This window comes from Pseudomonas putida (assembly GCF_028682395.1).
GTDB lineage: Bacteria > Pseudomonadota > Gammaproteobacteria > Pseudomonadales > Pseudomonadaceae > Aquipseudomonas > Aquipseudomonas putida_AB.
Window position 1 is genome coordinate 102,694 of record NZ_JANHLC010000001.1, and the last position, 14,305, is coordinate 116,998.

General features: G+C 63.8%; 14 protein-coding genes and 1 pseudogene. 9 read left to right on the forward strand and 6 right to left on the reverse strand.

The annotated features are described in order from the left end of the window. Window positions 1–69: 69 nt before the first annotated feature. From NPS46_RS00415 to NPS46_RS00455, 9 genes are all read left to right on the forward strand, one after another. Window positions 70–1,275 (forward strand): PepSY-associated TM helix domain-containing protein, encoded by a 1,206-nt coding sequence (locus NPS46_RS00415; RefSeq protein WP_274104423.1) that lies wholly within the window; start codon window positions 70–72, stop codon window positions 1,273–1,275. Next, window positions 1,272–1,814: a thiamine pyrophosphate-binding protein gene (locus NPS46_RS00420; RefSeq protein WP_274104424.1), complete on the forward strand. Its 543-nt coding sequence runs from the start codon at window positions 1,272–1,274 to the stop codon at window positions 1,812–1,814. The genes NPS46_RS00415 and NPS46_RS00420 overlap by 4 nt, the downstream gene beginning before the upstream one ends. After that, on the forward strand, window positions 1,811–2,158 hold the full coding sequence (locus NPS46_RS00425) for a hypothetical protein (protein WP_274104425.1): 348 nt from the start codon (window positions 1,811–1,813) through the stop codon (window positions 2,156–2,158). The genes NPS46_RS00420 and NPS46_RS00425 overlap by 4 nt, the downstream gene beginning before the upstream one ends. Beyond that, on the forward strand, window positions 2,155–2,730 hold the full coding sequence (locus NPS46_RS00430; protein WP_274104426.1) for a DUF6162 family protein: 576 nt from the start codon (window positions 2,155–2,157) through the stop codon (window positions 2,728–2,730). The genes NPS46_RS00425 and NPS46_RS00430 overlap by 4 nt, the downstream gene beginning before the upstream one ends. 35 nt (window positions 2,731–2,765) lie before the next feature. Next, entirely contained in the window at window positions 2,766–3,692 is a 927-nt protein-coding gene (locus NPS46_RS00435) for a metal ABC transporter substrate-binding protein (RefSeq protein ID WP_274104427.1), read from the forward strand. Beyond that, the gene (locus NPS46_RS00440; protein ID WP_274104428.1) at window positions 3,689–4,453 is read left to right on the forward strand and encodes a metal ABC transporter ATP-binding protein; all 765 of its coding nucleotides are present in this window, start codon (window positions 3,689–3,691) and stop codon (window positions 4,451–4,453) included. Before NPS46_RS00435 ends, NPS46_RS00440 begins: the two co-directional genes overlap by 4 nt. Further along, on the forward strand, window positions 4,453–5,352 hold the full coding sequence (locus NPS46_RS00445) for a metal ABC transporter permease (RefSeq protein WP_274104429.1): 900 nt from the start codon (window positions 4,453–4,455) through the stop codon (window positions 5,350–5,352). The genes NPS46_RS00440 and NPS46_RS00445 overlap by 1 nt, the downstream gene beginning before the upstream one ends. Continuing rightward, window positions 5,352–6,251, forward strand: coding sequence for a metal ABC transporter substrate-binding protein (locus NPS46_RS00450; RefSeq protein ID WP_274104430.1), 900 nt, complete (start codon window positions 5,352–5,354; stop codon window positions 6,249–6,251). The genes NPS46_RS00445 and NPS46_RS00450 overlap by 1 nt, the downstream gene beginning before the upstream one ends. Before the next feature lie 147 nt (window positions 6,252–6,398). Next, window positions 6,399–7,535 (forward strand): cupin-like domain-containing protein, encoded by a 1,137-nt coding sequence (locus NPS46_RS00455; RefSeq protein WP_274104431.1) that lies wholly within the window; start codon window positions 6,399–6,401, stop codon window positions 7,533–7,535. A 63-nt stretch (window positions 7,536–7,598) separates the two neighbouring features. On the opposite strand, the gene NPS46_RS00460 is transcribed toward NPS46_RS00455, so the two are convergent. The 6 genes and pseudogenes from NPS46_RS00460 to NPS46_RS00485 form a co-directional block, all read right to left on the reverse strand. After that, window positions 7,599–9,932, reverse strand: coding sequence for a TonB-dependent siderophore receptor (locus NPS46_RS00460; RefSeq protein ID WP_274105369.1), 2,334 nt, complete (start codon window positions 9,930–9,932; stop codon window positions 7,599–7,601). A 195-nt stretch (window positions 9,933–10,127) separates the two neighbouring features. Then, entirely contained in the window at window positions 10,128–11,108 is a 981-nt protein-coding gene (locus NPS46_RS00465; RefSeq protein ID WP_274104432.1) for a FecR family protein, read from the reverse strand. Window positions 11,109–11,159: 51 nt separating this feature from the next. Next, on the reverse strand, window positions 11,160–11,660 hold the full coding sequence (locus NPS46_RS00470; protein ID WP_274104433.1) for a sigma-70 family RNA polymerase sigma factor: 501 nt from the start codon (window positions 11,658–11,660) through the stop codon (window positions 11,160–11,162). 88 nt (window positions 11,661–11,748) lie between these two features. Further along, window positions 11,749–13,053 (reverse strand): MFS transporter, encoded by a 1,305-nt coding sequence (locus NPS46_RS00475; RefSeq protein WP_274104434.1) that lies wholly within the window; start codon window positions 13,051–13,053, stop codon window positions 11,749–11,751. Window positions 13,054–13,222: 169 nt separating this feature from the next. After that, a pseudogene (locus NPS46_RS00480) lies at window positions 13,223–13,321 on the reverse strand (hydrolase); the annotation flags it as partial. A gap of 115 nt (window positions 13,322–13,436) precedes the next feature. Beyond that, window positions 13,437–14,303, reverse strand: coding sequence for a pirin family protein (locus NPS46_RS00485; RefSeq protein ID WP_274104435.1), 867 nt, complete (start codon window positions 14,301–14,303; stop codon window positions 13,437–13,439). Window positions 14,304–14,305: the final 2 nt, after the last annotated feature.

Consider the following 14,305-nt stretch of genomic DNA (forward strand, 5'->3'; position numbering starts at 1 on the left):
GATACACCGCTCCTGGGCAGCGTATGCGCAGGGTTAGGCCGCTTTGCCCTGGAAGCAAGACCTCACCTCATGTCGAAAAAGTCTCGTTCAAAACTGTGGTTTCTCGTGCATAGCTGGCTGGCACTGCCCATCTGGTTCTTTGTGCTGATCGTCTGCTTCACCGGCACCCTGGCCGTGGTCAGCCAGGAAATCGTGTGGCTGGCCAACCCCGATGTGCGGGCGCCCAAGCCCTCGGACGATGCGCCGCTGCTGACGTTCGAGCAGGCCATCGATGCCATCCACAAGATCGATCCCCAGATCCAGGTCGAGACCCTGATCCGTCCGGACGAGTCGCATTTCGCCCTGCTGGCCCACGTGGTCTACCCCGACGGGCGTTCGCCGACCCTCTACGTCAACCCCTATACCGGGGCGATCCAGGGTGTCAGCCCACCGTTCAACTTCGAGCAGTTCACCCGCGCCCTGCACGGCTGGTGGCTGGTGCCCTTTACCAATGGCTACAGCTGGGGCTGGTACCTGGTGTCGATCCTCGGCCTGCCGATGCTCGCGTCCCTGGTCACCGGCCTGGTGGTCTACAAACGCTTCTGGAAAGGCTTTTTCAAACCGACCCTGCGTTTCAACCACGGCGCGCGGATTTTCTGGGGCGACTTCCATCGCCTGTCCGGCATCTGGTCAATCTGGTTTATCGCGGTGATTTCGATCACCGGCACCTGGTTCCTGATCCAGGCGCTGCTCGCCGACAACCAGATCAGCTACACCACACGCCCACCGGTGGCAGTGATCGCCCGGGAAGACGTGCCGGTGTCGCGCGACGGCGAACCGGTCAAGACCGTCGGCATCGACGAAGCCGTCAGCATCGCCCAGGAAAAGATCCCGGGGCTGGAAGCCAGTTTTGTCAGCATGCCCGGCAACGCCTACGACCACCTCGCGGTCGGTGGCCGTGGCTGGTACCCACTGATGTACCAGACCGCCCGCATCAACCCCTACAACGGGGAAGTCGAAGCCTCGCGCCTGCTCTCGGACCGCTCCAAGCTGGAGTTCGTCACCGAGTCCATGCGGCCACTGCACACCGGCGACTTCGGCGGTATCTGGATCAAGCTGATCTGGACCTTCTTCGGCCTGATCCTGAGCATGATGGTCCTCAGCGGCCTGCTGATCTGGACCAAACGCACCGCCCTGGCCACCGCCAACGCCCTGAAGCGTGACGCCAAGGCCGCCGCCAGGACGCAAAAGACCGTCGGCAATCTCGGCACGGAAACAGCAGAGGGCAATTCATGAGCAAGGCAGCTTCCACCACACCGCCGTCGGCCCTGGGCCAGTTCTGGCACAAATGGCGTTTTCATATCAATGTCCTGCTGCTCCTGATCCCCCTGGGGTTTATGCCCAAGTACCTGGCCGATGCCGCCCTGTTTCGCGGCGAGACGGGCCTGGGCGAGCGGGAAATCGGCGAACTCCAGGTCGGCCCCTGGAGCCTGCGCATTGCCGAGCTGCGCAATGAGGCCCCGCGCCTCGATGGCTCGGCCGGCTATATGAAAAGTTTTAACGCGGCCCTGTGCGACACCTGCATCGACCAGGTCAAGGCCACCTACCTGCGCATCGGCAAACCGCGCAGCCTGCGGGCCGCCGGCGTGATCTTCTTCGGCACGCCCTACGCCATGGGCGCCACCCTGCCGATTCCCGTGCGCACCCCGCTGGATGCACAGATCTGGGTGACGATGGAAGGCTGGGACGGCTCCATGCACCAGGCCGCCATTCCCCTGAGCCAGGCGTCGCCCGCGACCATCGCCTGGCTCAAAGACCAAGGAGAAAAACCATGATTGGCAAACCCGGTAAACGCCCGTTGCGCACACTGGGCGCCAGCGCCCTGATCGCCCTATGCGCGGGCTTCAGCCCGTTGGCCCTGGCCCACAACCCGATGTGCGAATGCAAGGAAATCGACGGCGAGCAGATCCGCTGCACCGGCGGTTTTTCCGATGGTAGTGGCGCGCCAGGGGTGACCCTGGATGTGATTGGCTATGACGAAAGCATCCTGGTGCCCGGCAAGTTGGGCGCCGACTCCAGCCTGACCTTCAAGAAACCCAGCAGCGAATTCTACGTGCTGTTCGATGCCGGCCCCGGCCATGTCGTCGAAATCGACCAAGCCGATATCGAGGCCCCATGAGTACGCCAACCACCCAGGTCGTACGCCCCGCCGGGGCCGGCCACGAGACCCTCTACGTCCTGGCGCTCTGCCTGCTGATCCTGCTGGTGGCCGGTGGCGTAGTGGCCTGGCATGGCGAGCCGCAAACCGTCAGCAATGTGGCGAGCAATCAGTTCGATGCCCGCCGCGACCTGAGCGCCAGCGAACAGGGGATCTACGCCGACCTGCGCGTCACCCTCGACGAAATCCGCCTGCTGCACCAGGAAGTCGCCGCCCTGCCCGCGCCCCAGGCCCTGGGTGAAGAAGGCTTCGCGCCGTTTGCCCAGGATGCCAGCTCGGTTGCCCGGGGCGATCACGCCTGGCAGTTGCTCGACGGCCAAGCCTACCTGGGCCTGAGCCAGGCACCGAGTGTGGCCGGGGCCTTCCTGCTGCGCATGACGCCCGCCGACAGCGACACCATCGACATCTGGCTCAATCGTGCCGAGGGCCTCCAGGCGCCGGCCGCCCTCGACGACGCCACCCTGACGGCCGCCGGCTGGCAGCCGATCGTTGCGCAATTCGATGCCGGGGTGACTCGCCAGCATCGGCACTGAACCCACGGACTCACTTGAGAGAAGACCGTTCCCCCATGTCTATTTCCTCCGTATTCGCTCGACGCCGCGTGCTGCTCGTCGGCCTGCTGGCCCTGCTGCTCGCCCCCCTGGCCAGCGCCGAAGAGGCCAAGCGCCTACGCATTGGCATTACCCTGCATCCGTACTACAGCTACGTGGCGAATATCGTCGGCGACAAGGCCGAAGTGGTGCCGCTGATTCCGGCCGGGTTCAACCCCCACGCCTACGAACCCCGGGCCGACGACATCAAGCGCATTGGCTCACTGGACGTGATCGTGCTTAACGGCGTTGGCCATGACGACTTTGCCGATCGCATGATCGAGGCCAGCGAGAAGCCCGACATCACGGTGATCGAAGCCAACCAGAACGTGCCGCTGCTGGCCGCCACCGGAATTGCCGCACGCGGCGCCGGCAAGGTGGTCAACCCGCACACCTTCCTGTCGATCAGCGCGTCCATTGCCCAGGTCAACAACATCGCCCGGGAACTGGGCAAGCTCGACCCGGCCAATGCCAAGACCTACACCGCCAACGCACGCGCCTATGGCAAACGCCTGCGCCAGATGCGCGCCGACGCCCTGGCCAAGCTCACCGACAAGCCCAATGCCGACCTGCGGGTCGCCACGGTCCACGCCGCCTATGACTACCTGCTGCGCGAGTTCGGCCTGGAAGTCACCGCCGTGGTCGAGCCGGCCCACGGTATCGAGCCGAGCCCGAGCCAATTGAAAAAGACCATCGACCAACTGCGCGAACTGGATGTGAAAGTGATCTTCTCGGAAATGGACTTCCCGTCCACCTACGTCGAGACCATCCAGCGCGAGTCCGGGGTCAAGCTCTACCCGCTGTCGCATATTTCCTATGGCGAATACACCGCCGACAAGTATGAAAAGGAAATGACCGGCAACCTCAACACCGTGGTTCGGGCCATCCAGGAGGCGGGCGCATGACCGTCGCCGAAACGCTTGTCGCCCCCGTCAGCGGCCCGACCCTGGACTTTGCCGATGTCGGCCTGGTGCTGGGGCGCACCACCATCCTCGATCAGGTCACCTTCCAAGTTCGCCCCGGCAGCGTGCATGCGCTGGTCGGCCCCAATGGCGGCGGCAAGAGCTCGCTGATCAAGACCTTGCTCGGGCAGATGCCCCACCAGGGCCGCCTGAGCCTGCAATGGCCCGACGCCCCTGGCTGCATTGGCTATGTGCCCCAGGCCCTGGAGTTCGACCGCGGCCTGCCGATGACCGTGGATGATTTCATGGCCGCCATGTGCCAACGCCGACCGGCTTTTCTCGGCCTGTCGCGCCACTATGCCAAGGCCATTGGCGAGGCCCTGGAGCGGGTCGGCATGCAGGACAAGCGCAAGCGCCGCATGGGCGCGCTGTCCGGCGGCGAACGCCAGCGCGTGCTGCTGGCCCAGGGACTGATCCCGGCGCCGCAACTGCTGGTGCTCGACGAGCCGATGTCGGCCCTCGACGAAGCCGGGATCCAGGTCTTCGAGCGCCTGCTCGGCGACTGGCAGCGCGCCGGGATTACCGTGCTGTGGATCGAGCATGATCTGGAAGCGGTCAAGCGCCTCGCCGACCGGGTCACCGGCCTCAACCGGCGCGTGCTGTTCGACGGCTCACCCGACCAGACCCTGACCCCAGAACGGCTGCTGACGTTGTTCTCCAGCCACCCGCGCAGCAGCGCAGCGGCCACCGGGAGCCATGCCTGATGAGTTATGAGAGTTTTCGCCTGATGATCCAGGGCTGGGCATCGTCCGGCTACCTGCCCGAAGCCCTGGCCTATGGCTTTGTGGTCAATGCCCTGCTTGCCGGCCTGTTGATCGGCCCGGTCCTGGGCGGCCTCGGCACCCTGGTGGTGGTCAAGCGCTTTGCGTTCTTCTCCGAAGCCGTCGGCCATGCGGCGCTGACCGGCGTGGCCATCGGCATCCTGCTGGGCGAGCCGTATACCGGCCCCTATGGCAGCCTGTTCGGTTACTGCCTGCTGTTCGGCATCCTGCTCAACTACCTGCGCAACCGCACCGGCCTGGCGCCGGACACGCTGATCGGGGTGTTCCTGTCGGTGTCCCTGGCACTGGGCGCCAGCCTGCTACTGACCCTGGCCGGCAAGATCAATGTGCACATCCTTGAAAACGTCCTGTTCGGCTCGGTGCTGACGGTCAACGGCAACGACCTGCTGGTCCTGGCCGTGGTCGGCGCCCTGGTCCTGGGGCTGAGCCTGCCGTTGTACAACCGCATCATGCTGGCCAGTTTCAACCCGCAACTGGCGGCGGTGCGCGGCGTGGCAGTCAAGTCCCTGGACTACCTTTTCGTGATCCTGGTAACGCTGATTACCGTGGCGGCAGTCAAGGTGATCGGCGCGATCCTGGTGGGCGCCCTACTGGTGATTCCGGCCGCCGCCGCACGGCTGCTGAGCCAGTCGCTCAAGGGCTTCTTCTGGATCTCCGTGCTGATCGCCACGATCAGCACCCTGAGCGGCATCCTGCTGCCGATCGTCTTCGACCTGCCGGTGCCATCGGGCGCGGCGATCATCCTGATGGCCGGGTGCGCCTTTGCCCTGGCCGCCATCGCGCGCGGCGTCGTGCCCAGCCTGAAAGGGAATATCGGATAATGCAGATTTTTCGCCAACTGACCCTGGCCCTCACCCTGGCCGGCCTGCTGTGCGGCACGGCCCAGGCCGCGACCGAAACGACGCAACCGGTACGCATCCTCGCCGCGCTGCCGATCACCTATGGCCTGGGCGCACTGCTGCTTAAAGACAGCGGCGTGCAACTGGAACGCGCAGCCGCCGCCAACCTGCCCGGTTCGCGTCAGAGCGCCTATTTCAGCGGGCGTGGCGCCCCGGCGCTGCACAAGCTGGCAACCCAGGCCGACGCCGTGATCGGCCTGCGTTCGATCTGGAGCGATGACCCGCTCTACCCCATGGCACGACGCAGCAATATCCGTATCGTTGAAGTCGATGCGGCCCGCCCGGTGGATGGCGGCTTGCCAGGGATCGCCGTACAACCCGCAACGTCCCAGTACGGGCTGAACAGCCAGCCATGGCTGTCGAGCAACAACCTGGGGCGTATGGCCGATGTGACGGCCGCCGACCTGGTGCGCCTGGCACCCGCAGCCAAGGCGAAGATCGACGCCAACCTGGCCGATCTCAAGCAACGCCTGCTCAAGCTCAGCGCCGACAGCGAGGCGCGCCTGGCCAAGGTCGACAACCTCAGCGTGGTCAGCCTGTCCGAGCGCTTTGGCTATCTGCTCAGCGGGCTCAACCTGGAGCTGATCGAACAGATCGTCCACAGCGATGAACAATGGACGCCCGAGGCCCTGGCGCAGTTGACGGCGACCCTCAAGGACAATGAGGTTGCCGTGGTCCTGGACCATCGCCAGCCACCTGAGCCGGTCAAGGCCGCGATCAGCGCGGGCGGCAGCACGCTGGTGGTCCTCGACAGCGAGGGTGCGGACCCGTTTAGCGGGCTGCAGGCGGACATCGAGCAGGTACTGCAAGCACTGAAGTAGCCCGTCATACCCTCCCCCGTGCCCGCGATCCTTGGCGTGTCAGTCCTCGTCGAAGATCGCGGAAAACCTTCCTCCTACAGCTCTCGGTAATTTTGTCCTACAGCAGCTCGTTCCGTCTTCAGACCAATCAAAACCTGAAGGAACGCCATGGACCTGCAGAGCATCCTCGCAAAACTCTTTGCCAATGCCGGAGCCGTCGGTATCGAGGGCGTGTTCCAGTTCATCTTTGCCCCCGACCTGACGTTCTGGTCGAAGATCGACGCCAACCCCGTCACGGAGGCCGGCCGGCACCCCGCCCCCGATGTGACCATCGAAATCGACGCGGCGGACTTTCTCGGCATCATGGGCGGCGGCGCCAATATCGAGGAACTGTTTGCCAGCGGCCGATTGAAGATTGGTGGCAACCTGGGCCTGGCCACCTTGCTGCCGCAGATCATCGACAGCGCGCGTCGCGGCATCAACGCGCCGGCGGCCAAGGTCGAAATGAACACCCGCTACCCGACCCCGCCCCGGGCCAGCGAAGCCCTCTCGGCCGGCCAACTGCCCCTGACCCAGGTACGCCGCATTCCGCACGCAGCGTTGTCGGTGGCGACCTTTCGGGCCGACTACCTGGCGGCTGGGATTCCCGTGATTATCAGCGATGCTTTGCAGGACTGGCCGCTGTTCACGCTCAGCCGCGAGGAGTCGTTGGTGCATTTCGCCGAACTGCAGGGCATTACCCGCCATGGCGACTATGCCGAGAAGACCTTCTCCACCGACCGCGATTTCCGCTCGACCTCCATGGCCGAATTCATTGCCGCCCTGGATGCGCCCGCCGCTCCGCGCGCCGAAGGCGAACCCCCGCCCTATATGGGCAACAATATCGTCCCGGCCAAATTGCTCGAACAGATCCGCTACCCCGCGTACTACGACCCGGCGTTGTATATCGCACCGCGTATCTGGATCGGTCCCAAGGGAACCCTGACCCCACTGCATCGCGACGACACCGATAATCTGTTTGCCCAGGTTTGGGGCCGCAAGTCCTTCATCCTGGCAGCGCCGCACCATCGACCGGCACTGGGCACCTGGTCCACGGCGCCCAAAGGTGGGCTGGATGGCTGTGACTTCAACCCGGATACCCCGGACTACCAGCGCTTCCCCCAGGCCCGCGACGTGACCTTTTTGCGGATAGTGCTGGAAGCGGGTGACCTGCTGTTTCTGCCCGAAGGCTGGTTCCATCAGGTCGAGTCGGTGTCGACCTCGCTTTCGGTGAATTTCTGGGTCAATTGCGCGCGTGAGGCGTAGTACCTAAGAGCGTCTACCGCCTTGCAGGAGCAGGCTGTCTCCTGCAAGGCGGCAAACCTGCGCTTAAAAGCCGACGCTGGCCTGGACGTAGAACGTGCGCGGCTGCCCCACATAGAGCCCGGCATTGTTGTCGCTGGAGCGGGTGTAGTACTGCTTGTCAAAGAGGTTCTTCACCCCGGCGCCCAGCTTCAGGTTCGACATCTGCTCGCCGAAGTCATAGCCGCCGCGCAGGCTCCAGGTCACATAACCGGGAATATCGCCGTAGCGGCCATCGGCCGTCGGCTCGGTGATATAGGTCTTGCCGTTACCCGGCGCACGCTGGCCGGACTGTGCATAGCCATCCAGGTTATAGGTCCAGCGATTGACCGCGTAGCGCAGCCCCACATTGGCCACCTGGCGCGAGTACAACGGCAGGTCGCGGCCTTTGAAGTTGTCGATATCGCCCTCGGACGTTGCACGGGTGTAGGTAAACCCGGCATTGGCACTCAGGCCTTCGAGACGCGCGTCCAGATCCCCCAGATCGTAATGGGCAGAAGTCTCCACCCCCTGGTGCTTGGTCGCCCCCAGATTGGTCCAGCCCACCGCATTGCTGATGTATTGCAGTTCATCGGCAAAGTCGATGTAGAACAGCGTGACCTCACCGCCCCACACACCGTTGTCATACCGTGTGCCCAGCTCGTAGGTCTTGGCCTTTTCCGGCTGTAGCCCTGCGGCCGTCTGGTCGCCCGTCCCGCCCTGGCCCAACTGGAAATACTGCAGGCTGCCAAATGAGGTTTCGTAGTTGGCGAACAGCTTCCAGGCGTCGGACAGGTGGTACATCACACTCAGCGCCGGCAGCGCTTCATTGTTGTCGACACTGCGATTTTTTTCCGGGACCGGCACACCGGTGTTATCGAGCACTGAGCGATCGTGCCACTGGGTGCTGATGCGCTCGAAGCGAATCCCCGGGGTAACGGTCCAGTTGCCAATATCGATCTTGTCGTCGATATAGAACGCATGGGCTTGCGTTCCGCCCGTGCGGTCCTGATAAAAGTGGCCGTCGGCGTCGGGAGCGGCCACCGGGACATTGTTGACCAGCAACAGGCGGCTGGCCTGTTCGTGCATGCCTTCCTTCAGGTAGCGATAGCCGATGCTGGCTTCCTGAGTGGTCGGGCCGAACGTGAACACCCGCGAGGCCCGGGGCTCGATACCGAAGGTGTGGTAGGTGCGCGGGAATGAAGACTGATACTTCATGGGAAGATCGGCGATCGAGCTGCCGCGAAAGCTGTCGGTGTAGTAGGTCAGCACCTCGACTTGAGTCTGGTCGTCGATCTGGCGACGGTATTTGAGGGAGACATCCTTGCGCCGGCCACTGAAGTTGTCCCAGTCACGCACCGACTGGTAAGGGTCGGCATCGTACTGTTTCTGGGTCAGCCCCCCGGGCATATCAGCCTTGGCATCGTAGTAGTGGAAGTTCAATGACAACTCATCCTGCTCGGTCAGCGCCCAGTGGGTCTTGAGCAGGATGTCCTCGATATCGTTGTCATTGTTGCTACGCCGGTAGCCATCGCCCTTGACCGCGGAGTACAGCAGGGCCGCGCCGAGGCCGTTGTCTGCGGTGCCGCCCAGAAAAGCCGTGTCCAAATGCTTCCAACCACCGTAGCGGCTGGTTTCCAGGGTGCTGCCCACTTCACCGGAGAAGGTCTCGGGGATTGCCCGGGTCACGAAGTTGATCACGCCGCCGACGTTTTGCGGTCCATAACGCACGGAACCGGCGCCACGCACCACATCGATACTGTCCAGGTTACCGGCGGAAATCGGGGCCATGGACAACTGCGGCTGCCCGTAGGGCGCGAAGGCCGCCGGCACGCCATCGATCAGGACCGTCGAGCGTGGCGACAGCCGCGAGGTCAAGCCACGCACACCGACGTTCAACGAGATATCGCTGCCGCCGGTGCCATTGTTCTCCTGCACTTGCACGCCAGGCACGTTGCGCAACACATCGCGCACGTTCATCGCCCCCTGCTCGACCATCGCTTCACGGCGCACCACGGTCCGCGCGCCTGGATGGTTCTGGACCACCGCCGCATCGGCATCGCCCAGCCAGTCGCCCACCACCTGCACTGCCACCGGGCCCAGTTCCAGCGGACCATCGGCACTGGCAGCCGGCGCTGGGTGCAAGGTCGCCGAATCACCCTGCAAGTCATAGGTCAGGCCACTGCCTTGCAGCAGCGCCCGCAGTGCCTGTTCCGGCGACAGCACGCCGCTCACCGCAGGGGCCTGTTTACCGGCCACCAGTTGCGGGCTGAAGAACACTTGCAGGGCGCTCTGGCGAGCCAGTTGGCTTAAGGCATCGGCCAACGGTTGGGCCTGGATCTGAAAGGTTTCGCCCGCCTGGGCGGTAAAACTGAACGCCATCGGGCCGCTGAAAGCCAGGGCCAAGGCCAACGGCAGCGCGCGCGGGCCAAGGGCCCGGCGAATAGCGGCAGGAAGAGCGAGGGGCAGGTGTTTATTCACGTCAGACCTTGTCCTGTAGAGCGCTGCGCAAGCAGTCGTTAATGCAAACCAGTTGCAGTTGGACAAGAAGACGAGTGGCTCGAAAAAAACCTGAATCTAACGTGCAATTATTTCCACACTGCCATCGTCCAGCGTTCTTATCGCCACCGGCAGGATGTTCGGCAAGGCCCGCAGCAAGGCCGCGGTATCGTCGGCCTTGAACACGCTGCTCAAGCGCAGCGCACCAATGGCTGGGTCGTTGACCCGCAGCGGCTGTGCGCTGTACCGCGAGACCTGGGCCGCCACTTCGTACAGGCTGGCATCGCGAAACACCAGCTTGCCGCTGCGCCAGGCGGTGAAGTCCTCGATGTTGACCGCCTGGGCCGGGCTGACTCGCCCTCGCCCATCAATCCGGCTGCCCAGCCCGGCACTCAGGCTGACAAACTGATCCGCCGGCGCGTCGCGGCCCTGGACCTTGACCGTCCCGGCGGCCACCGCAACCTGGGTTTCATGCGCATCGCGGCGGACATCGAAACGGGTGCCCGTCACCGTGACCTGGCCGGTCCCCACATCGACCACGAAAGGACGGCTGCTGTCGTGCTCGACACTGAACATGGCTTCGCCCTGACTCAACGCCACCGCGCGGCGACCCGCTTGGTAATGCACGACCAGATGGCTGCGCGCATCGAGGTCGACCACCGATCCATCCGGCAAGGCAATATGCCGACGCTCACCACTGGCCGTGGTGAATTCGGCGCGGTAGTCGGCAGGTCGTTGCACGCCGCTGAACAGCCCCAGGCCGACAGCCACCGCGACGACGCCGGCCGCGACGGCATAGCGCAACAATGGCCGCCGGCGACGCGCCGGTGCCTCGACACACAGCGCCTGCAGACGGATGGCAGGCAACAGATCGGCAGCGCTCCACAGGCCCTGGAGCAGATCGAGTTCATCCTGGTGCTGCGGGTGCTTGGCCCGCCAGGCGGCGAGATCCGCCTGTTCTTGCGGGCTGAGCGCGCCATCCTGCAGGCGTACAAACCAGTGCGCCGCCGCCTCGCGAATCGTCAGGGAACCGCACGCACAATCACGGCTATCCATCATGGAATGTCCTGTTTCGGAGTGGGCTGGAAGAAGGCGCCCGCCGCGTCCTGTTCATGGCGAAGGCCGATCAAGGCGGTCGCGCAGATGCCGCAGGGTGCGGATCATATACTTTTCCACCATGTTCTTGGACAGCCCCAACCGCTCAGCGATTTCGGCCTGGGTCAGGCCTTCGATTTTCTGCCAGACAAAAATCTTGCGGCAATTAAGCGGCAGTTCGCTCAGGGCTTTTTCAATGGAGTCGGCCAACTGGATCGCGTGCATGTATTGCTCCGGATCACCGGCCGGCGGCACTTCGTCATAGACCGCGTCCTGCTCCAAGGCGTCGCGGCGGTCCTGGCGTCGATAGGCATCCACCGCGATGTTGCGCGCGGTCTGGTGCAAATAGGCCCGCGGCTGCTCGACGGTCGCCCCCTCGGACTCCAGCACCCGCACAAAAGTGTCGTGGGCCAGGTCCTCGGCCTGCTGGCGATTCTTCAAGCGGCGTGTCCAGGTGCCGATCAGTTCTTCGTAATGCGCAAGAAAGCCTGGGCGGCGTGGCGGCTGGGGGGTCATCGCGAGAGCGCTATGAGGACGGGGTGTGAATAGTAATGCTTCCTATTAATGCCGACAATCCACTCCGTCGCATTCTCCCCTCGCCCCACTAAACCACTGCGCAGTCGGTTTCTGACTTGCGCCCAAAGCCAAACCCCAGTGTGGTCAACAGCCCAACACCGCCCATCAGCACGCAGTAACCGACGCAGACCCAGGGGCTCCAGGGCACCAGGGCAATCAGTAACAACGGTGTGGTACTGGCCCACAGTGCATAGGCAATGTTGTAGGTAAAGGAAATCCCCGACACCCGAATCGAGGCAGGAAACAGCCCAACCATCACCGAAGGCACCACCCCGACGATGCCGCACGCCAGTCCGGCCAGGGCATAGGACAGCCCCGGCCAGGCCCAGCCGCCGATCAGGCTGGCGTACAGTTGGGCAATGCCCAGCGGCAACAGCAGGCTGTAGAGCAGCACGCTGCGCCAGGCGCCGATCCGGTCAACCACCCAGCCCGCCAGCACACAGCCGAAATTCAGAAAAACGATGCCCAAGCTGCTCAGGGCAAAGGTATAGCTGGCGCTCATGCCAAAACGCTGCTGCATCAGCGTGGGGGTCAACACCACCAACACCACGACGGCCGAGGTCAGCACACAGGTCAGCAGCATGGCTGGCAGCAAAGCGCCCCGGTGATCGCGCAGCACCCGGCGCAATGGCAGTTCGATTCGCGCTTGCTGCTGCTCGCGCAAGGCCAAAAACACCGGAGTCTCGCTCAGCCAGCGGCGCAGCCAGACGCCCAGTACACCGAACACACCGCCCAACAGAAAAGGAAAGCGCCAGGCGTAGTCGAGAATTTCTTCAGCGGTAAAAACCTGTGCCAGCAGCGTGGCCGTCAAAGCGCCCAGCAAATAGCCAAAGGTCAGCCCGGCCTGCAGAAACCCCAGGGCATAGCCGCGATGGGCGCGCGGCGCGTGCTCGGCCACGAAGACCCAGGCGCTCGGCACTTCGCCACCCACCGCCGCGCCCTGGAGAATCCTCAAGGCCAGCAGGATCAAGGGCGCGAAATAACCGATCTCGGCGTAGGTCGGCATCAGGCCGATCAGCAGGCAAGGCAGGGCCATCATCAAAATGCTGAGGCTGAAGACCCGCTTGCGGCCCAAGTGATCGGCGAAATGCGCCATCAGGATCCCGCCCAGCGGGCGCGCCAGATAACCGGTAACGAAGATCCCGAAGCTTTGCAGCAAGCGCAGCCATTCCGGCATTTGCGGGGGAAAGAAGAGTTGGCTGAGCGTCAGGGCGAAGAACACGAAAATAATGAAATCGTAGATCTCCAGCGCTCCGCCCAGGGCGGCCAGGCCCAGGGTTTTGTAGTCCGAACGCGACAGGTGCGCGGCTCGCGGTTGAATATCGGCAGGCATCGAAAGACTCGGCTGTAGGCAGGGCGCGCCTATGCTGGCGCTTGTGCAAAGGCGCAAAGCATAACAAATCCCTTGGCAACTGCCGGGTTTGAAACGCGCATAAGGCGGCGCGCGCCTGCTCGTTCCTGCACCTGACCAGGCACAGAAACGAGCCGGAGCAGCGGTTAGATCACTTGCTGACCGTCAGCGCGTCGTAACTGGTCACCAGATTGCGATAGTCGGGGATAGGGTTGGAAAACAGCGTGGCCAGCCCTTCGACATCGTTGCGCCCCGGCGGCGGACATGCGGCTCCACGCCGCGTCACGGGTCATTAGGATTTTCAGACGGGCGCCGTCCATGGCGCCGAAACCTGCCTGTCCATTCAGGCTGAAGGAGCCTAGTCCCTACTCCTGCATCCTGCCGAAGCGGCCCGACTGAAAGTCGACGAACGCCTGGTGAATTTCCGCCTCACTGTTCATCACGAAGGGGCCATGCCCGACAATCGGCTCGTCGATAGGCTCACCGCTCAGCAGCAGCACAATCGCATCGCCCTCAGCCTGCAGCGACAGCGTCTCGCCTTCGCGCTCGAACAAGGCCAACTGCCCGGTCTGCACCCGCTCCTGGCCATTGACCTGCACTGTCCCGCGCAGTACCACCAGCGCCGTATTACGGCCTGCATGCAGATCCAGGGTGGTGGTCGCACCGCTATTGAGGCGGATATCCCACACATCCATGGGGGTAAACGTCCGGGCCGGGCCGTGCTGTCCAGCGAACTCCCCCGCAATCAGCCGCAGGCTGCCAGCCTGACCTTTGAGCGCCACGTTCGGAATATCCGAGGCCAGGATGCTCTGGTAACCCGCCGGGGCCGACTTGTCTCGCGCCGGCAGGTTGACCCACAACTGGACCATCTCCAGGCTGCCGCCACGCCGGGAGAACGCCTCGGAGTGAAACTCCTCGTGGATGATCCCGGCGCCAGCGGTCATCCATTGCACGTCACCCGGTCCGATAACACCCCCGGCACCGGTGGAATCGCGGTGTTCCACTTCGCCGCTGTAGACGATAGTCACAGTCTCGAACCCGCGGTGGGGATGCTGGCCGACGCCACGGCGTTGCTCGGTCGGCGAGAACTCTGCGGGACCGGCGTGATCGAGCAGCAGGAACGGGCTGATATGCTTGCCCAGGTTGTCATACGAAAACAGTGTGCGAACCGGAAAGCCGTCGCCCACCCAATGGGGACGCGGACTGGTGTAGATACCCATAATTTTTTTCATGG

Coding starts and splice junctions, on each gene's coding strand:
- NPS46_RS00415 (WP_274104423.1), top strand. CDS start 70: ATGTCGAAAAAGTCTCGTTCAAAACTGTGGTTTCTCGTGCATAGCTGG.
- NPS46_RS00420 (WP_274104424.1), top strand. CDS start 1,272: ATGAGCAAGGCAGCTTCCACCACACCGCCGTCGGCCCTGGGCCAGTTC.
- NPS46_RS00425 (WP_274104425.1), top strand. CDS start 1,811: ATGATTGGCAAACCCGGTAAACGCCCGTTGCGCACACTGGGCGCCAGC.
- NPS46_RS00430 (WP_274104426.1), top strand. CDS start 2,155: ATGAGTACGCCAACCACCCAGGTCGTACGCCCCGCCGGGGCCGGCCAC.
- NPS46_RS00435 (WP_274104427.1), top strand. CDS start 2,766: ATGTCTATTTCCTCCGTATTCGCTCGACGCCGCGTGCTGCTCGTCGGC.
- NPS46_RS00440 (WP_274104428.1), top strand. CDS start 3,689: ATGACCGTCGCCGAAACGCTTGTCGCCCCCGTCAGCGGCCCGACCCTG.
- NPS46_RS00445 (WP_274104429.1), top strand. CDS start 4,453: ATGAGTTATGAGAGTTTTCGCCTGATGATCCAGGGCTGGGCATCGTCC.
- NPS46_RS00450 (WP_274104430.1), top strand. CDS start 5,352: ATGCAGATTTTTCGCCAACTGACCCTGGCCCTCACCCTGGCCGGCCTG.
- NPS46_RS00455 (WP_274104431.1), top strand. CDS start 6,399: ATGGACCTGCAGAGCATCCTCGCAAAACTCTTTGCCAATGCCGGAGCC.
- NPS46_RS00460 (WP_274105369.1), bottom strand. CDS start 9,932: ATGGCGTTCAGTTTTACCGCCCAGGCGGGCGAAACCTTTCAGATCCAG.
- NPS46_RS00465 (WP_274104432.1), bottom strand. CDS start 11,108: ATGATGGATAGCCGTGATTGTGCGTGCGGTTCCCTGACGATTCGCGAG.
- NPS46_RS00470 (WP_274104433.1), bottom strand. CDS start 11,660: ATGACCCCCCAGCCGCCACGCCGCCCAGGCTTTCTTGCGCATTACGAA.
- NPS46_RS00475 (WP_274104434.1), bottom strand. CDS start 13,053: ATGCCTGCCGATATTCAACCGCGAGCCGCGCACCTGTCGCGTTCGGAC.
- NPS46_RS00485 (WP_274104435.1), bottom strand. CDS start 14,303: ATGAAAAAAATTATGGGTATCTACACCAGTCCGCGTCCCCATTGGGTG.